This is a genomic window from Pseudomonas sp. D8002 (assembly GCF_013385695.1).
GTDB lineage: Bacteria > Pseudomonadota > Gammaproteobacteria > Pseudomonadales > Pseudomonadaceae > Aquipseudomonas.
In genome coordinates this window covers 72,779-90,914 of the sequence record NZ_JACAPM010000027.1, presented here as the reverse complement: position 1 = coordinate 90,914, position 18,136 = coordinate 72,779, and the positions used below count along the sequence as shown (strand labels likewise).

12 protein-coding genes and 1 pseudogene are annotated in these 18,136 nt (G+C 59.0%); 7 read left to right on the top strand and 6 right to left on the bottom strand.

Translation table 11 applies throughout. From position 1 onward, the window contains the following. Nucleotide 1 precedes the first annotated feature (1 nt). From HX807_RS16430 to HX807_RS16420, 3 genes are read left to right on the top strand one after another with little or no spacing between them, the layout of a single operon-like run. A complete protein-coding gene (locus HX807_RS16430) occupies nt 2–3,223 on the top strand; it encodes an efflux RND transporter permease subunit (protein ID WP_087693205.1) in 3,222 nt (1,073 codons plus the stop codon). Next, nucleotides 3,213–4,379, top strand: a complete 1,167-nt coding sequence (locus HX807_RS16425) for an efflux RND transporter periplasmic adaptor subunit (protein ID WP_010166819.1) — start codon at nt 3,213–3,215, stop codon at nt 4,377–4,379. Before HX807_RS16430 ends, HX807_RS16425 begins: the two co-directional genes overlap by 11 nt. Next, on the top strand, nt 4,363–5,781 hold the full coding sequence (locus HX807_RS16420; protein WP_134327013.1) for an efflux transporter outer membrane subunit: 1,419 nt from the start codon (nt 4,363–4,365) through the stop codon (nt 5,779–5,781). Before HX807_RS16425 ends, HX807_RS16420 begins: the two co-directional genes overlap by 17 nt. A gap of 51 nt (nt 5,782–5,832) precedes the next feature. Here HX807_RS16420 and HX807_RS16415 read toward each other — a convergent pair whose 3' ends face one another. The 4 genes from HX807_RS16415 to HX807_RS16400 all read right to left on the bottom strand — a co-directional run bounded on the left by HX807_RS16415 (nt 5,833) and on the right by HX807_RS16400 (nt 9,591). Beyond that, nucleotides 5,833–7,080 carry an ATP-grasp domain-containing protein gene (locus HX807_RS16415; protein WP_177050481.1) on the bottom strand — a complete coding sequence of 416 codons (1,248 nt, stop codon included), beginning with the start codon at nt 7,078–7,080 and terminating at the stop codon, nt 5,833–5,835. Beyond that, entirely contained in the window at nt 7,077–8,006 is a 930-nt protein-coding gene (locus tag HX807_RS16410) for a DMT family transporter (protein WP_087693201.1), read from the bottom strand. The genes HX807_RS16415 and HX807_RS16410 overlap by 4 nt, the downstream gene beginning before the upstream one ends. 75 nt (nt 8,007–8,081) lie before the next feature. Continuing rightward, complete coding sequence (locus HX807_RS16405; RefSeq protein WP_177050479.1) at nt 8,082–8,645, bottom strand: phosphoribosyltransferase family protein; 564 nt, start codon at nt 8,643–8,645, stop codon at nt 8,082–8,084. Nucleotides 8,646–8,649: 4 nt separating this feature from the next. Beyond that, nucleotides 8,650–9,591: a cysteine synthase family protein gene (locus HX807_RS16400; RefSeq protein ID WP_177050477.1), complete on the bottom strand. Its 942-nt coding sequence runs from the start codon at nt 9,589–9,591 to the stop codon at nt 8,650–8,652. A gap of 215 nt (nt 9,592–9,806) precedes the next feature. Between HX807_RS16400 and HX807_RS16395 the strand changes: the two are divergent. Beyond that, nucleotides 9,807–10,148 (top strand): annotated as a pseudogene (locus HX807_RS16395) (RND transporter); the annotation flags it as partial. Between the two features lie 142 nt (nt 10,149–10,290). Here HX807_RS16395 and HX807_RS16390 read toward each other — a convergent pair. Continuing rightward, nucleotides 10,291–11,574 carry a Zn-dependent hydrolase gene (locus tag HX807_RS16390; RefSeq protein WP_087693198.1) on the bottom strand — a complete coding sequence of 428 codons (1,284 nt, stop codon included), beginning with the start codon at nt 11,572–11,574 and terminating at the stop codon, nt 10,291–10,293. Nucleotides 11,575–11,753: 179 nt separating this feature from the next. Then, on the bottom strand, nt 11,754–13,241 hold the full coding sequence (locus HX807_RS16385; protein ID WP_003207834.1) for an NCS1 family nucleobase:cation symporter-1: 1,488 nt from the start codon (nt 13,239–13,241) through the stop codon (nt 11,754–11,756). Nucleotides 13,242–13,842: 601 nt separating this feature from the next. Here HX807_RS16385 and hydA point away from each other — a divergent pair. From hydA to preA, 3 genes are all read left to right on the top strand, one after another. Continuing rightward, nucleotides 13,843–15,282, top strand: a complete 1,440-nt coding sequence (gene hydA, locus HX807_RS16380; RefSeq protein WP_177050475.1) for a dihydropyrimidinase — start codon at nt 13,843–13,845, stop codon at nt 15,280–15,282. A gap of 165 nt (nt 15,283–15,447) precedes the next feature. Then, nucleotides 15,448–16,815, top strand: a complete 1,368-nt coding sequence (locus HX807_RS16375; RefSeq protein WP_177050473.1) for an NAD(P)-dependent oxidoreductase — start codon at nt 15,448–15,450, stop codon at nt 16,813–16,815. Next, nucleotides 16,815–18,089 (top strand): NAD-dependent dihydropyrimidine dehydrogenase subunit PreA, encoded by a 1,275-nt coding sequence (preA, locus tag HX807_RS16370; protein ID WP_003207829.1) that lies wholly within the window; start codon nt 16,815–16,817, stop codon nt 18,087–18,089. Before HX807_RS16375 ends, preA begins: the two co-directional genes overlap by 1 nt. Nucleotides 18,090–18,136: the final 47 nt, after the last annotated feature.

Sequence of the window (18,136 nt, the reverse complement as noted above, 5' to 3'; positions counted from 1 at the left end):
CATGCTCGGGCTGGTAAAGACCGCACTGCTCAAGCCCTACACGTTTATCGTGCTGGCAATTTTCATCTGCATCATCGGGCCCATGGCGGCCTTGCGTACCCCCACTGACGTATTTCCCGATATTGGCATCCCCGTCGTTGCGGTGGTTTGGCAGTACAACGGCCTGTCTCCGGACGCCATGGCCGGTCGCGTGATCTACACCTACGAACGCTCCCTGAGTACCACCGTCAACGACATCGAGCACATTGAATCGCAGTCGTTACCCGGCATGGGCATCGTGAAGATTTTCTTCCAGCCTGGCGTGGATATCCGCACCGCCAACGCCCAGGTAACAGCGGTGTCACAAACCGTGCTCAAGCAGATGCCACCGGGCATTACGCCGCCGCTGATCCTCAACTACAGCGCCTCTACGGTGCCGATTCTGCAGATGGCGTTCTCCAGCCCCAGCTTGTCGGAAGCGAAGATCCGCGACCTGGTGCAGAACAACATCCGCTTGCCCCTGAGCGCCCTGCCCGGCCTGGCCATGCCCACGCCAATGGGCGGCAAGCAACGCCAGATCACCCTCGACCTCGACCCACAGGCGCTGGCCGCCAAAGGTCTCTCGGCGCAGGACGTAGGCAACGCCCTGGCCCTGCAGAACCAGATTATCCCGGTGGGTACCGCCAAACTCGGCCCCAACGAATACACGATTTTGCTCAACAACAGCCCGAAGGCGATTGATGAGCTCAACGACTTGCCGATCAAGACAGTCGACGGTGCGATCATCACCATCGGCCAGGTGGCCCACGTGCGTGACGGCTCGCCGCCGCAGACCAACATCGTGCGCGTCGACGGCCACCGTGCGGTGCTGATGCCGGCCCTGAAAAACGGCAGCATCTCCACCCTGTCGATCATCGACGGCATCCGCCAGATGCTGCCGCGCATCAATGAAACCCTGCCGCCGTCGCTGAAGACCTCGCTGCTCGGCGACGCCTCGGTGTTCGTCAAACAGTCGGTGGGCAGCGTGGCCCAGGAAGGCATCATCGCCGCCTTGCTGACCAGTGCGATGATCCTGCTGTTCCTCGGCAGCTGGCGCTCGACCATCATCATCGCCGCGTCGATTCCCCTCGCGGTACTGTCGGCCATCGCCCTGCTGGCGGCCACCGGGCAAACCCTCAACGTCATGACCCTCGGCGGGCTGGCGTTGGCCGTGGGGATCCTGGTGGACGACGCCACAGTGACCATCGAGAACATCAACTGGCACCTGGAACAAGGCAAGGCGGTGAAGGACGCGATCCTCGACGGCGCCAAGCAAATCGTCGGCCCGGCGTTCGTGTCCCTGCTGTGTATCTGCATCGTGTTTGTGCCGATGTTCATGCTGCAAGGCATCGCCGGCTACCTGTTCCGCCCGATGGCATTGGCGGTGATTTTCGCCATGGCCAGCTCGTTCATTCTGTCGCGGACCCTGGTGCCGACCCTGGCGATGTTCCTGCTCAAGCCGCACGTGCCGGAGCAAGGTGAAGGTCATCACCCGGAAGATGAATTCATCAACCATCACGAGGGCGACCAGCACAAACCGCAGCGCAACGCGGTGCTGCAATCGGTGCTGAATTTCCAGCAGGGTTTTGAGCGTCACTTCTCCAACGTGCGGGACGTTTACCACGGCCTGCTGACCCTGGCCCTCGGCGCCCGCAAGCGCTTCATCATCGGCTTCCTGGCGTGCATCCTCGCCTCGTTCCTGCTGCTGCCAAGCCTGGGCCAGGACTTCTTCCCGGCCACCGACGCCGGGGCCATGGCCCTGCACGTGCGCTTGCCGCTGGGCACACGCATCGAAGAGAGCGCGGCGGCCTTTGACCGGATCGAAGCGCGGATTCGCGAGATCGTTCCGGCCGACGAACTGGACACCATCGTCGACAACATCGGCATCCCGCTGAGCGGCATCGACATGGCCTACAGCAGCAGTGGCACCATCGGCCCACAGGACGGCGATATCCAGGTCACCCTGAAAAAGGACCATGCGCCCACCGCCGACTACGTGAAAAAACTGCGTGAAGCGTTGCCCGAAAGCTTCCCCGGCAGCCAGTTCGCATTCCTCCCGGCAGACATCAGCAGCCAGATCCTCAACTTCGGTTCGCCGGCCCCGCTGGACGTGAAAATCTCCGGGCGCAGCGATGAAGAAAACCGCGCCTACGCCATCGAACTGGAACGTCGCCTGAAACACATACCGGGCATTGCCGACCTGCGCATCCAGCAGTCCACCGGCTACCCGTCACTGCAAGTCAACGTGGACCGCATGCGTGCCAACGGCCTGGGCATCACCGAGCGTGACGTAACCAACAGCATGGTTGCGTCCCTGGCCGGCAGCTCGCAAACCGCACCAACGTTCTGGCTCAACCCGGCCAACGGCGTGTCTTATTCGATCGTGGCAGCCACCCCGCAATACCGCCTCGACAGCCTGCCGTCCCTGGAAGCGTTGCCGGTAACCGGTGCCGATGGTCAGTCGCAGATCCTCGGCGGCGTGGCGACCATCTCGCGGGTACAAAGCCCGGCGGTGGTGACCCACTACAACATCGAGCCGACCCTGGACCTGTACGCCAACGTGCAAGGCCGCGACCTCGGCGGCGTTGCCAGCGATGTACAAAAGGTGCTGAACGACATGGCCCCGATGCGCCCCAAAGGCGCGACCATCAGCCTGCACGGGCAGATCGATGCGCTGCATGAAGCGTTCAACGGCTTGAGCTTCGGCCTGCTCGGTGCGGTGGTGCTGATCTACCTGCTGATCGTGGTCAACTTCCAGTCCTGGACCGACCCGTTCGTGATCATCACCGCGCTGCCGGCAGCGCTCGCGGGAATCGTCTGGATGCTGTTCCTCAGCGGCACGTCATTGTCGGTGCCCGCACTCACGGGGGCCATCCTCTGTATGGGCGTGGCCACCGCCAACTCGATCCTGGTGGTGAGCTTCTGCCGAGAGCGCCTGGCCGAACATGGCGATGCACTCAAGGCCGCACTGGAAGCCGGCTACACCCGTTTCCGCCCGGTCTGCATGACCGCCCTGGCGATGATCATCGGCATGTTGCCGCTGGCCTTGTCCGAAGAACAAAACGCGCCGCTGGGACGTGCCGTGATCGGCGGCCTGATCCTCGCCACCACTGCCACTTTGCTGTTTGTACCCGTGGTCTTCAGCCTGGTCCACGGTCGTCACCCTACTCGCGCTGCTGCTGGAGAAACTTCACATGTCGTCTGATCACAAACCCTCGCGCAAGCGTCTGATGCTCATGGGTGTCGGCGGCCTGACACTGGCTGCCCTGTTGGTCGCCAACGGCCTGCACGCCCGTACGATGCATGAAAAATCCGTCACCGCCTGGACCGAAACCGCCGCCGTGCCGCAGGTGCTGGTGTTCCAGCCCAAACAGAACGCGGCCGGCGACACCCTGCGCCTGCCCGCTCATCTGGAAGCCTGGAGCAAGGCACCGATTCATGCGCGGGTCAGCGGTTACCTGAAAGACTGGAAAGTCGACATCGGCAGCCAGGTCAAGGCCGGGCAGATTCTCGCCGAGATCGACAGCCCCGACCTCGACCAGCAAGTGGCGCAAACCCACGCGCGCATGGTGCAGGAACAGGCCAACGCACGACTGGCAGAAACCACTGCCACCCGCTGGAAAAACCTGCTGGACAGCCATTCGGTATCGCGCCAGGAGGCCGATGAAAAAACCTCGAATGCCCTGGCCGCCAAGGCCAACGCCCAGGCCGCCGAGGCTGACTATGCGCGGCTCTCGGCGCTGGAAGACTACAAGACCATTCGCGCGCCATTCGCCGGTGTGATCACCGCGCGCAACACCGACATCGGCCAGTTGATCAAGGCTGACAGCGACAGCGATCCGGAACTGTTCGACATCGCCGACACCCACCAACTGCGCCTCTACGTGCCGGTGCCGCAGAACTACGCCGCGGTGATTCATCCCGGGCTGGCCGCCCAACTGACGGTACCCGAGCACCCCGGCGAACACTTCAGCGCGAAGCTGATGGGCGACTCCACCGCCATCGACCGCCGCTCCGGCACCCTGCTCGCACAGTTCGTGGCCGACAACCCGGACGGCAAGTTGCTGCCCGGCGACTACGCCGAAGCCACCCTGGCGATTCCGGCGGATACCCATGGCGTGAGCATCCCGGCCAGCGCCCTGATCTTCCGCGCCGAAGGCACCCAGGTCGCGGTACTGGACGCCAAGAACCACGTGCACCTGCAAGACATCCACATCGGCCTCGACCTCGGCGAGCGCCTGGTGATTGACCAGGGCCTGAAACCCGCCGATCGCGTAGTCGACAACCCACCCGACGCACTGCGCGAAGGCGACGCCGTGCAAATGGCCGATGCCGGAGGTGCCCATGCGCCCAAGGCTTAAACCCCTCGCGGCCCTGGTATTGGTGGCACTGCACGGTTGCTCGCTGGCGCCCACCTACAAGGCGCCGACCATCGACCTGCCGGCCAAGTACCGCGAACAGACCAGCGACGGCCCGTGGCACAGCGCGCAACCGTCCGACCAACTGGCGCCGAAGTGGTGGCAGCTTTACCAGGACCCGCGCCTGAACGACCTGCAGGAACAACTGCTCAAGGCCAACCCGGACCTGGCGGCGGCGCTGGCGCATTTCGATGCGTCCCAGGCGTATGCCAGCCAGTTGCATGCCGGGCTGTTCCCGCAAATAACCGCCAGCGCGCAACCGTTGCGCCAGCGGCAATCGGACAATCGGCCACTGCGGGGTGATACCCAGCCTTCGGTGTACAACAGCAACACGGCGGGGTTTGCGCTGAGCTTCGATCTGGATCTGTGGGGCAAAATCCGCAACCAGGTGGCGGCTGGCGATGCACAGGCCCAAGCCTCCGGGGATGATTTGGCGGTGGCACGCCTGAGCCTGCAGCATCAGTTGGCGACGCTGTACGTGCAGCTCAACGGACTGGATGCCCAGAGCCGGATTCTCAGCAGTTCGCTGGATGATTTTGGCCAGGCGCTGAAACTGACCCGCAGCCGGTACGAGGGGCAGATCGCCTCGGAGCTCGACCTGACCCGGGCGCAGAATCAGCTGGCTGAAGCACAGGCGCAGCTTGACGATGTGCGCGGTCAACGCAATCTCACCGAGCATGCGATTGGTGAATTGGTGGGCGTATCCGCCAGTGAATTCCAGCTGCCGCCGAGCCAGCAATTGATCGCCTTGCCGGGAATTCCACAGCAGTTGCCGAGCCAGTTGCTGCAACGTCGGCCGGATATTGCGGCGGCGGAACGGCGGGTGTTTGCGGCCAACGCGAATATCGGCGTGGCCAAGGCGGCGTGGTACCCGGATTTCAGTTTGACCGGCTTGATTGGCGGGCAGACCCAAGGTGTGGGCAACTTGTTCTCCGCCGCCAATCGGTATTGGGCGCTGGGGCCGCTGGTGAATCTGCCGATCTTTGATGGCGGCCGGTTAAGCGCCAATGAGCGCCAGGCCAAGGCGGAGTTTGAAGAGGCTTCGGCGCACTATCGCAGCCAGGTGTTAAGAGCCGTGCGTGAGGTGGAAGACAACCTTGGGCAACTGCGCGACTTGCAGCAGGAGGCGATGGACGAACAAGCCGCCGCGAATGCCGCCGAGCACACACAGGCACTGGCGATGAACAGTTACCAGGCGGGGGCTGTGAGTTACCTGGATGTGGTGACGGCGCAGACGGCGGCGTTGCAGGCGCAGCGCACGTTGCAGGCGGTGCAGACGCGGCAGTTGCAGGCGAGTGTGGGGTTGGTGACGGCGCTGGGCGGCGGCTGGTTGCCTGGGGCGTGAGGTTGCTTCCTACAACCGGGATCACATACGGGAGTTTTGTTGATCCGGACGTCAGGGCGCCAAGTAGGCTCCCACAGCCTCGAGTGCTCGAAGCTTCAAATAATCCGCCTTGATGACCGCGTTGTCGGCATGCACCAAATAAATGGTACCCGGTTGGCTGAATACGTCTTTGGTCATGCCAATCGGCTGCCCGCTGCCAACGTAGAACACCGAATAAAAATAGGACTCGAGCTTCAGAAGCTCGCTTAAAAACAGCTCTTTGGTGAAACAACCCGGCGAACGATTGATTAGGCAGACGTTATAGCTGTGCAGCAACAATTCATAACCTACCTGGGCGTCAAGCAAGCGCTCAAATTGTTCCGGCTCAACGATGGACATAACCGTGGCGCGAATCTGCCCCAGTCCTGTCGTCTGTTCGGATACTTCAGGACGAAGAATTCCGTCGGTGCGCGCTGCGATCTCCACAAGTCTGGGACCTTTTTCGGTCAGCATAACCTCCGCGTGGCTAGGGCCATTTTCAATGCCCAGGCTTCTGACGACCTTGCGGGTGTAGTCGACCAGCAGCTCACACTCAGGCTCGGCAGGGCTGACCAGTTCATCAATGTCGTAAATGACGCTACCGCTGTCCAGCCGCTCCTTTCGGTATCTCACCACTTCAGTGACCATCTGCCTCGCGCCCAGGGAGACCATATTCACAACATATTCCACACCAACCAAATATTCCTGGATCAGGACCTGAGCGTTCCTAATATTGAGTCGATTGGTCGTTCCCAAAACCTTTCCGAAGGCGACCTCACAATCTTGCAAATCATCGCAAATATAAACCCCATCCGCGCCTGCACTATCCAGAGGTTTCAGCACCACGGGAAACCTGCCATGCCCCAGGATCCAGGCCTTGGCCGCACTCCATGACTCAACGATAGCCTGTTGCGCGGCTGGCAGCCCAGCGTCGGCGACACAACGGATCATTTCAAACTTGTTCCTGCGCGCCTGAGTTCGGTTGAATTGGTTGCGATAAGGAAGATTGAGCTGCTCGTTGAGCCAATCAGACAACAACACACCGGTTTCAGCCCCAGCGATGATGTACTGGGGATCGAACGTCGCAACGCGTTCGACCGTCGCTTCCAACTGCTTATTGACGATCAGACATTCATAAATCGAGGCATCGAAACCCATGTAGTAATAATCATCGAGCGTCGCGGACGACGCCACATGGATCAACGTACAGCCTCGCTCACGCAACGCTTTCGCGACAAACTTACCGGATGAAAAACCATCGACTATCACGACTCTGCTCATCTCAATCCCCGCCTTTCGAGATACAGACTTGCGATTGCTCGTCCAGAGAGTAAAAAAATAATGACGCCAACCGCCGTGACACTGGCTGCCGAAAACTCCACTCGTGTGTCGAGATATTGAAGCAGCAGGACAAACACCGGCAGTGTCAGCAGTAACAGCGAGACATGGATAGCACTGAGATAATGAATGGTTTTTTGAATCAGATAAATCGGCAGCAAATGGCCAATCACCACTAACGTCAGCATCGGCCAGAACAGCTCAGGGCCCAAGGCAAAACCGACACCCGTCGCGGGAATCAAGACGACACAGGCAATGATCATCACCACATTTCGGACCGCCAGAATTTCATAAACAACCCACTGTCGAGCGAATAGCTTTTTCGAGACGATCGTATACATCACGGTGCCCAACGCGCACACCAGAACGCTGACGATGCCAAGCATTCGCTGCCCGGTAGTGGTGGAAGACACACCACTGTCACCCATGAATGACTTGAACAACATGATTCCCACGGAAATCAGTACCAGCCAGGAAATCAATGTATCCGCCAACGCGGTTTTAACTCTGTTTTTATCAAGAGCAGAGAGGATGAGCGTTAGCGCCGGCCCGCATGCCACTGAGGCCACGCCGACAACGGCAGGTTCCAGATAACGGAGTGCGTAGAATAGGCCGCCCCAGTTCAATAGAACTGCAACATTGACTAAAAAAACTAACAATATGTTTTCGCACAGTTTTAAGATAAGTTTTTTGTTACTTCGCAAGAGCGTAAAACTTAGAAAAAACGCTCCTGAAAAACTGAAGCAGTAAAAAATGACTACCAAGGGATTTATCATTTGGGTAACAAAAGCCACATACACGTCAAATGCAGCACTGATAAAGCAAAAAATCAGCCCAAGCACCATTCCGCGCCGCATCAAGCTACTCATTTAAATCACCAGATGGTGTGCAACCTTGACGGGCTTCGAATTGCTTCATCGTCTTGATGCCATCTAAAATCCGCATCAGTCAATCACCTCAACACCTCCAGCCCTCACATTGATTTTTATTATAGTTTTTACCAAAATCCCAGTTTTCTCAAACACTTCCCCGATTCCTCCGCCGCCTACTTTTTCTACTGCACAGATAACACCTAAAACTTCCCCGCCACTTGCTCTAACGGCGTCAACCAATGAAACAATCGTCCCCCCGGTACTCAACGTATCATCAACGATGACAACTCGATCATCGCGACCTATTCCGTTGAGATATAGTTTCCCGTCAAAGTATTCTGAACTAATACCCACAACCTGCTCATTTAGACAATCCAGGCTATAGGGATACCAGCGCGCCATCGCAAGAGGAATGCCAGTCAATAACGAAACCGCTGTGGCGAGAGGTGCCCCTTTATCCTCCTCAGTAACAATTTTAGTAGCAGTCAGATCCATAAGCCTAATTGACCTCTGAGCGACTTCCATCAAAACTTGTGGCCGCAGCGCGGGAATCTGATCCGCAAATTCATTAACCGTAGTCAATGCTTTTCCAGAATTCACAACATCGGCGTTCCTATAAACATCTTCAAGTAACATTTTTTCAATCCTCCCTGTATTCTGGATAAATACCATCCCAGCGACTTCTATATTTCCACGCACTATCAAAAAATAGAGTCACGATATTTTGATTGTTACACTCCCGAATAATCTCGTCACAGACCAATAAATTTGCGCCGCAAGTTGGTCCAATCTGGATACCCGAATCAACGATAAATTGCTTCATGCGCTGCCAAGACCGGGCGCCACCCACTAACCTCACCTCATCTACAAGTTCAGGTATCGTATTAATGGATAATACTCCAGCCCCCAGCCCCATAAGATTATGAGGACGATGCTTAAAAGCCGTATTTTTCTTCATCGCGTAGAGAGGTGCCGAACTTTTGACCTCTATACCTATAGCTTTAATTTCTTTGTATTCTCGTTTCAACACTTCTGCAATACCGGAAAACGTTCCCCCTGTACCGATGGAGCATATGAAAAAGTCAGGTATGACATTCATCTTTTTTAGTGCATTGACGATTTCTTCGCCACAGCCGTGCCATGCCTCTTTATTTAGTAGCGTATTGGACTGATCCAGAAAGTAGGTATTTCCTTCTAGTGTTTCTGAGGAAAACTTTTTGGCCATCGTAGCCGCTCCAGTTAAAAACTCTTCCTTTGGAGTTTCGGTTATTTGTGCCCCATAAGATAAAATTTGTGCTTTGCGTTCCTGCGTCATGCCCTCTGGCATAAAAACTCTTATTGAATAACCTTTTTCTCTGCCTATCCATGCGAGCGCGGCACCTCCGTTCCCTGTGGAACTATCCACCAGTATCATGCCAGGTTGAATAACCCCCGATGCCTCTAGCTTGGTAATGATACTCAAGTAGGTTTTATCCTTATGACTGCCCGACGGGTTCATAAACTCGCACTTTGAAAACACCCGATTTCCGCTGTCGCTTTTAACCTCCACAAGTGGCGTATCTCCTATATCACCTAGCTTCATTATTCCTCCTTTAACCCAAGCATTTATTCCGATGCATTTGACCCTATCAAAACATTGCAAAAGTAAATAGCTAGCAAAACGGTTAGGTGCTTGCAAAAAAAACTAACACCTTCAGGTAGCACCGATAACGGAAAAATGAAAAAGGGAACTTTCACACAAGCTGCTCGGATGTGACCTTCATACTATTTAACCCATTATCTGCAGTTACTAGTATCCACTGGGCTCTGGGGCCCTTGGTAAACCGGCCGATCTTCAACGGCGGGCGCCTGAGTGCCAAGCCAAGGCCGAGTTTGAAGAGGCCTCGGCCCACTACCTCAGCCAGGTTTTACGCGCCGTGCGCAAGGTTAAAGATAACTAGGGGCAACTGCCGGATTTGCAGCAGAAAGCGCTGGATGAACAGTTATCTGGCGGGGGCTCTGAGTTATCTGGATGTGGTGACGGCGCAGACGGCGGCGTTGCAGGCGCAGCGCACGTTGCAGGCGGTGCAGACGCGGCAGTTGCAGGCGAGTGTGGGTTTGGTGACGGCGCTGGGCGGAGGCTGGAAGCCCGACGCCTGATACCTGTCTCAAGAACGACAGTGATCAACTGTGGGAGCGGGCTTGCTCGCGAAGGCGGTGGGTCAGCACCGGATATGCTGGCTGACACACCGCCTTCGCGAGCAAGCCCGCTCCCACATTTTATCGCAGTGACTGGACGTACTCAGGCAGCCAACTTACCGCTGGCGATTGCCACCGAAGCTGCCACCATTGCCCTCAGCAACACCGCACACCCCGCCGCCAAATCATCCGGCGCCGCGTTCTCGATTTCGTTATGGCTGATGCCACCCTCACACGGCACAAAGATCATCCCCGCGGGCCCCAGTTCCGCGACGAAAATCGCGTCATGCCCTGCCCCGCTCACGATATCCATGTTCGACAACCCCAACCCATTGGCCGCATCACGCACGGCATCCACGCAGCCTTTGTCGAAGTACAGCGGCGGGAAGTCAGCGGTGGGTGTCATCTCGAACGTGAGGCCGTGCTTGGCGCAGGTCTCGTCGATCACCTTGCGCACCTGGGCAATCATCGAATCCAGCCGCGCCGGTTCCAGATGGCGGAAGTCCAGGGTCATGCGCACTTCGCCAGGAATGACGTTGCGTGAGCCCGGATACGCTTGCAGGCAACCGACGGTGCCGCAGGCGTGAGGCTGATGACCCAACGCCGCCGCGTTAACTGCAGCCACCACGGCCGCGGCACCGACCAGGGCATCCTTGCGCAGGTGCATCGGGGTCGGCCCCGCATGCGCCTCGACACCCCGCAGTTTCAGGTCGAACCATTTCTGGCCAAGGGCGCCCAGCACCACACCGATGGTTTTCTTTTCATCCTCAAGAATCGGACCTTGCTCGATATGTGCTTCGAAATATGCGCCCACCTTGTGCCCGCTCACCGGGCGTGATCCGGCATACCCAATGGCATTCAGCGCATCGCCCACGGTCACGCCGTCGGCATCCGTCTTCGCCAGCGTGTCGGCCAGGGTGAATTTCTCGGCAAACACCCCGGAGCCCATCATGCATGGAGGAAAGCGCGAGCCTTCTTCGTTGGTCCACACCACCACTTCCAGCGGCGCTTCGGTTTCCACCTTCAGGTCATTGAGGGTGCGCAACACCTCAACGCCCGCCAGCACACCAAAACAGCCATCAAACTTGCCGCCGGTGGGCTGGGTGTCGATATGGCTGCCGGTCATCACCGGCGGCAACTGGGGATTGCGCCCGGGCCGGCGGGCGAAGATATTGCCGACGCCATCGATGGTCACGGTACAGCCCGCTTCCTCGCACCACTTCACAAACAGGTCGCGGGCCTGGCGATCGAGGTCGGTCAGGGCCAGGCGGCAGACGCCGCCCTTGGGGGTGGCGCCGAGCTTGGCGAGTTCCATCAGGGACAGCCACAGACGATCGCGGTTGATGTGCTGATGGGTGGATTGCAGAACGTCTATGGCAGCGTTCATGGGGATCTCCTCAGGCAGTAGTTCTTATGAATTTGACCAGACTCTCACTGGAGGACTGCGATCAAAAATGTGGGAGCGGGCTTGCTCGCGAAGGCGGTGATTCAGCTAACACATCTGGCGACTGGCACACCGTATTCGCGAGCAAGCCCGCTCCCACATTTGATTGCATTCCACATCGATTAAAGCGGTGTTTTCACCGCGACCACACGAGCCCCGCGCTTCATGCAGAGGGCGTAATACAACAGGCCACCGAGCGCCGAGCCGGTGAACCAGCCATAGCTGTAGAACCAGCTGAACGCGTCGCTGCCCAGGGACAGCAACGTCAACACCACCGGCACGCCAAACGCCAGGAAGCCATGCCAGTTCCACGCCGGGTACACGTCATCGCGATACAAACCGGCGAGGTCCAGTTGCTGTTTCTTGATGATGAAATAGTCCACCACCATGATCCCGGCGATCGGCCCCAAGAGGCTTGAGTAACCCAGCAACCAGTTGGAATAGACGGTTTCCAGGCTCACGTCGGAAATGATCAGCCCGAGCTTTTTCAGCAGTTCGTGGGCCATCAGCGCCAGGCCCACCAGGCCGGTGAGCACCACCGCTGTGGTGCGGTTGATCAGCTTGGGGGCGATGTTCTGGAAGTCGTTGGTGGGCGAGACGATGTTCGCCGCGGTGTTGGTGGACAAGGTGGCGATGATGATCAGCGCCATCGCCACGGCCACCCACACCGGGCTCTGGATATGGCCGATCAGGGTCACCGGATCGGAGACGCTGACGCCCACCAGTTTTACCGAGGCGGCGGTCATGATCACGCCGAGGGCGGCGAACAGGAACATGGTCAGCGGCAGGCCGAAAATCTGCCCGAGGATCTGGTCTTTCTGGCTCTTGGCGTAGCGGCTGAAGTCGGGGATGTTCAACGACAAGGTGGCCCAGAAACCCACCATCGCCGTCAGGCCCGCCATGAAGTAGCCGGTGAGACTCGCGCCTTCGGGACGTTTGGGCGGGATGGCCATCAACTCGGTCAGCGACACATTCGGCAGCGCCCACACCAGCAGCCCGATACCCACCGCCACCAGCAGCGGTGCCGACAGGGTTTCCAGCCATTTGATCGACTCGGCGCCACGCAATACCACCCACAGGTTCAGGGTCCAGAAGATCATGAAGCCGATCACTTCACCGGTGCCGCCAAGGGATTTCCAACCCTCGAAAATCGACCCCAGGAACAGGTGGATCGCCAGGCCGCCAAACATCGTCTGGATACCGAACCAGCCACACGCCACCAACGCGCGGATCAGGCACGGCACGTTGGAGCCGAGCACGCCGAAGGACGAGCGCAGCAACACCGGAAACGGGATGCCGTACTTGGTACCGGGGAAGGCGTTGAGGGTCAGCGGGATCAGCACCACGATATTGGCCAGCAGGATCGCCATCAGCGCCTCGCCCACCGACAACCCGAAGTACGCGGTGAGCACGCCGCCCAGGGTGTAGGTCGGCACACACACTGACATGCCGATCCACAGCGCGGTGATATGCCACTTGTTCCAGGTGCGTTCGCGCACCTTGGTCGGTGCCATGTCGTGGTTGTAGCGGGGGCTGTCGAGGACGTCGGGGCCGGCGTCGAGTTCGTACAGGCCGTTGCGCTCAATGACTTGCGATCTGTTCTGTTGCATGGCCGCTCCACGGTTTTTTCGAATTATTTTTGCTCACCCCGTGACGTGCACGGGATGGCCGGAGTACCTCGTTGACAACATGACATCCGGGACCCGGCCAACCGCCACCGCACTCAATAACCGTGCCGTAAACCGTCAACCTGCCCGCACCGCTTATATAACTTGCTGATGTTTATCAGCTTTATTGTCTCGACCGAAGAGCCCCTCGTTACTTTCAGCGTTACTCAGGCCAACTAACGCAGAAGTTGTCCGAACCCTCAGGACTCAATCTGGTGCAACACAATTATTTTTATTTACCGGCCCCGTCAAGAGGCATGTCTCAAGCGTCTGATTTGCAATAGGAAATGTTGCTCATATTGGGAACCTGTCAAGTGCGTCAAAATGGTGAGAGGCCGCTACATTTTGGTGATTTTGATTTTTTATCGTTAAAATTCAATAATTTATTACAGACATAAGCTTATAAAAAATATTCTTGCTCATTCGAAAAACTCGGGCTAGTTTCTATTCCTGTCACCGCTGACAGGAATTAACTTTCCAGCGGCGCGATGCATGACAACACTTAGAACTGGCACAAGCCGGTCAAGCCTGTGAGGAACTCGACATGTCGCTGTTGATCCGTGGCGCTACCGTTATTACCCATGATGAAAGTTACCGAGCCGATGTTTTATGCGCAGACGGTCTAATCCGCGCCATTGGCACTGATCTGGATATTCCCGCCGGCACCGAGATACTCGACGGCAGCGGTCAATACCTGATGCCCGGCGGCATCGACCCCCATACCCATATGCAGTTGCCCTTCATGGGCACCGTGGCCAGTGAAGATTTTTTCAGTGGCACGGCCGCCGGGTTGGCGGGCGGCACCACGTCGATCATCGACTTCGTGATTCCCAACCCGCAGCAATCCCTGCTGGAAGCCTTCCATCAGTGGCGCGGCTGGGCCGAGAAGTCGGCGTCCGACTACGGCTTTCACGTCGCCATTACGTGGTGGAGCGAGCAGGTCCGCGAGGAAATGGCCGAGCTGGTGAGCCAACACGGCATCAACAGCTTCAAGCATTTCATGGCGTACAAGAACGCAATCATGGCCGCCGACGACACCTTGGTGGCGAGCTTCGAACGCTGCCTGGAACTGGGTGCGGTACCGACGGTGCATGCCGAAAACGGCGAGCTGGTGTATCACCTGCAACGCAAGCTGATGGCCCAGGGCATTACCGGGCCTGAAGCGCATCCGTTGTCGCGGCCTTCGCAGGTGGAAGGTGAAGCCGCCAGCCGGGCGATCCGGATTGCCGAAACCATCGGCACGCCGCTGTACCTGGTGCACGTGTCCACCAAGGAAGCGCTGGATGAAATCACCTACGCCCGCAGCAAGGGCCAGCCGGTGTACGGCGAAGTATTGGCCGGGCATCTGCTGCTGGACGACAGCGTGTATCAACACCCCGACTGGCAGACCGCCGCCGGCTATGTGATGAGCCCGCCCTTCCGCCCGCGCGGGCATCAGGAGGCACTGTGGCATGGCCTGCAATCGGGCAACCTGCACACCACCGCCACCGACCATTGCTGCTTCTGCGCCGAGCAAAAAGCCGCCGGGCGGGATGACTTCAGCAAAATTCCCAATGGCACTGCCGGTATCGAAGACCGCATGGCGCTGTTGTGGGATGAGGGCGTGAACACTGGGCGCTTGTCGATGCAGGAATTCGTTGCGCTGACGTCTACCAACACCGCGAAGATCTTCAACCTGTATCCACGCAAAGGAGCGATCCGCGTGGGGGCCGATGCTGACCTGGTGCTGTGGGACCCGCAAGGCACACGGACCATTTCCGCGAAGACTCACCACCAGAAAGTCGACTTCAACATCTTCGAAGGCAAGACCGTGCGCGGCGTGCCGAGCCATACCATCAGCCAGGGCAAGCTGGTCTGGGCGGATGGGGATTTGCGCGCCGAACGGGGTGCGGGTCGGTATATCGAACGGCCGCCGTATCCGCCGGTGTTTGAGCAGTTGAGCAGGCGGGCGGAGCGTTCCAGGCCGGTTGCTGTGAAACGCTGAGGCCGCCATTCGCGAGCAAGCCCGCTCCCACATTCGCCCCCATTCCAACAGGATAAATGCAGTCGAATGTGGGAGCGGGCTTGCTCGCGAAGAGGCCGGTACAGGCAAAAAAAAAAAACCACTGCCCACCAGAGGCAGCACCTCAAAAACCGTGAGGCCAATACCGTGATCCAGACCCTGAACCATCTTCCCCACCCCCATGAAGATGCGGCGGCCCTCGCCGCGCATTTCACCGACCTGGCGCCGCCGCTCAATGCCCGGCAAGCCCAACTGGAAGCCTCGCGCTGCCTCTACTGCTACGACGCGCCGTGCGTTAACGCGTGCCCCAGCGAGATCGATATCCCGTCGTTCATCCGCAATATCCACACGGAGAACGTCCAGGGCGCCGCGCAGAAGATTCTCTCGGCGAATATCCTCGGCGGCAGTTGCGCCCGGGTCTGCCCGACGGAAATCCTCTGCCAGCAAGCCTGCGTGCGCAACAATGCCGAGGAATGCGCCCCGGTGCTGATCGGCCTGTTGCAGCGCTACGCGGTGGACAACGCGCACTTCAGCGAACACCCGTTCCAGCGCGCCGCGCCCACTGGCAAACGCATCGCGGTGGTCGGCGCCGGGCCTGCGGGGTTGTCCTGCGCCCATCGCAGCGCCTTGCACGGCCATGACGTGGTGATTTTCGAAGCCCGGGAAAAAGCCGGCGGCCTGAATGAATACGGGATCGCCAAGTACAAGCTGGTGGATGACTTCGCGCAAAAGGAACTGGATTTCCTCCTGCAAATTGGCGGCATCGAGATCCGTCACGGCCAGCGCCTGGGCGACAACCTGACCTTGAGCGAACTGCACCAGCAGTTCGATGCAGTGTTCCTCGGCCTTGGCCTGGCTGCCAGCAAACAGCTCGGCCTGCCACACGAAGACGCCCCCGGCCTGCTCGCCGCCACCGACTACATCCGTGAACTGCGCCAGGCCGACGACCTCAGTCAACTGCCCCTGGCCGACCGTTGCATCGTGCTCGGCGCCGGCAACACGGCCATCGACATGGCGGTGCAAATGGCCCGCCTCGGTGCCCGTGACGTCAACCTGGTGTATCGCCGTGGCCTGGCTGAAATGGGCGCCACCGGCCATGAGCAGGACATCGCCAAGGCCAACCAGGTACGCCTGCTGACCTGGGCCCAGCCCGAAGAAGTGTTGCTCGACGACCAGGACCATGTGCGCGGCATGCGTTTCGCCCGCACCCGCATGGTCGATGGCCGCCTGCAAGCCACCGGCGAGACCTTCGAACTGGCCGCCGACGCGATCTTCAAGGCCATCGGCCAAGGCTTCGACGACGAGGCACTGCACGACCCGCTGGCCCACCAACTGCAACGCCAGGGCGATCGGATCTTCGTCAACGAACAGCTGCGCACCAGCATCCCCGGTGTGTACGCCGGCGGCGATTGCGTCAGCCTCGGCCAGGACCTCACCGTCCAGGCCGTGCAACATGGCAAGCTGGCCGCTGAAGCCATGCACGCCCAACTCATGCTGAATGTGGAGGCTGCGTAATGGCCGATCTCTCGATTGTATTCGCCGGCATCAAAGCCCCCAATCCGTTCTGGCTGGCCTCCGCGCCGCCTACCGACAAGGCCTACAACGTGGTCCGCGCCTTTGAAGCAGGCTGGGGCGGCGTGGTCTGGAAAACCCTCGGCGAAGACCCGGCCGCGGTCAACGTCTCATCGCGCTACTCGGCGCACTTTGGTGCCAACCGTGAAGTGCTCGGCATCAATAACATCGAGCTGATTACCGACCGCTCCCTGGAGATCAACCTGCGGGAAATCACCCAGGTGAAAAAGGACTGGCCGGACCGCGCGCTGATCGTGTCATTGATGGTGCCGTGTGTTGAGGAGTCGTGGAAGCACATCCTGCCACTGGTGGAAGCCACCGGCTGTGACGGCATCGAGCTGAACTTCGGCTGCCCCCACGGCATGCCGGAACGCGGCATGGGCGCGGCGGTGGGCCAGGTGCCGGAGTATGTGGAACAGGTGACGCGCTGGTGCAAGACCTATTGCTCGCTGCCGGTGATCGTCAAGCTCACGCCGAACATCACCGACATACGCGTGGCGGCGCGGGCAGCGTATCGCGGGGGCGCGGATGCGGTGTCGCTGATCAACACCATCAACTCCATCACCAGTGTCGACCTGGAGCGCATGGTCGCCCTGCCGATGGTCGGCACCCAAAGCACCCACGGGGGTTACTGCGGCTCGGCGGTGAAACCCATCGCACTGAACATGGTGGCGGAGATTGCCCGGGACCCACAGACACAAGGCTTGCCGATCTGCGGGATTGGCGGGATTGGCAACTGGCGCGATGCAGCGGAATTCGTCGCGCTGGGCTGCGGCGCGGTGCAGGTGTGCACGGCGGCGATGCTGCATGGGTTTCGGATTGTCGAAGAAATGAAGGACGGGCTGTCGCGGTGGATGGACAGCCAGGGTTACAGCAGCCTGCAGGAATTTTCCGGGCGGGCGGTGGGCAATACGACGGATTGGAAGTACCTGGATATCAATTACCAGGTGATCGCCAAAATTGACCAGGCGGCATGTATTGGCTGTGGGCGTTGCCATATTGCCTGTGAAGACACGTCGCACCAGGCGATTGCCAGCTTGAAGCAGGCGGATGGGACACATAAATACGAAGTGATCGATGATGAGTGCGTGGGGTGCAACCTGTGCCAGATCACCTGCCCGGTGGCGGACTGTATCGAGATGGTGCCGGTGGATACCGGGAAGCCGTTTTTGAACTGGACGCAGGATCCGAGGAACCCCTACCGCGAGGCGGTGTAGCCTGAATGATCGTTCCCACGCTCCGCGTGGGAATGCATCCGTTGAAG

Excerpts from the sequence above, each read along its gene's own strand:
- HX807_RS16390 (WP_087693198.1), bottom strand. The coding sequence starts at position 11,574 with ATGAACGCTGCCATAGACGTTCTGCAATCCACCCATCAGCACATCAAC.
- HX807_RS16415 (WP_177050481.1), bottom strand. The coding sequence starts at position 7,080 with ATGAGCAGAGTCGTGATAGTCGATGGTTTTTCATCCGGTAAGTTTGTC.
- preA (WP_003207829.1), top strand. The coding sequence starts at position 16,815 with ATGGCCGATCTCTCGATTGTATTCGCCGGCATCAAAGCCCCCAATCCG.
- HX807_RS16400 (WP_177050477.1), bottom strand. The coding sequence starts at position 9,591 with ATGAAGCTAGGTGATATAGGAGATACGCCACTTGTGGAGGTTAAAAGC.
- HX807_RS16410 (WP_087693201.1), bottom strand. The coding sequence starts at position 8,006 with ATGAGTAGCTTGATGCGGCGCGGAATGGTGCTTGGGCTGATTTTTTGC.
- hydA (WP_177050475.1), top strand. The coding sequence starts at position 13,843 with ATGTCGCTGTTGATCCGTGGCGCTACCGTTATTACCCATGATGAAAGT.
- HX807_RS16430 (WP_087693205.1), top strand. The coding sequence starts at position 2 with ATGCTCGGGCTGGTAAAGACCGCACTGCTCAAGCCCTACACGTTTATC.
- HX807_RS16420 (WP_134327013.1), top strand. The coding sequence starts at position 4,363 with ATGCGCCCAAGGCTTAAACCCCTCGCGGCCCTGGTATTGGTGGCACTG.
- HX807_RS16405 (WP_177050479.1), bottom strand. The coding sequence starts at position 8,645 with ATGTTACTTGAAGATGTTTATAGGAACGCCGATGTTGTGAATTCTGGA.
- HX807_RS16425 (WP_010166819.1), top strand. The coding sequence starts at position 3,213 with ATGTCGTCTGATCACAAACCCTCGCGCAAGCGTCTGATGCTCATGGGT.
- HX807_RS16385 (WP_003207834.1), bottom strand. The coding sequence starts at position 13,241 with ATGCAACAGAACAGATCGCAAGTCATTGAGCGCAACGGCCTGTACGAA.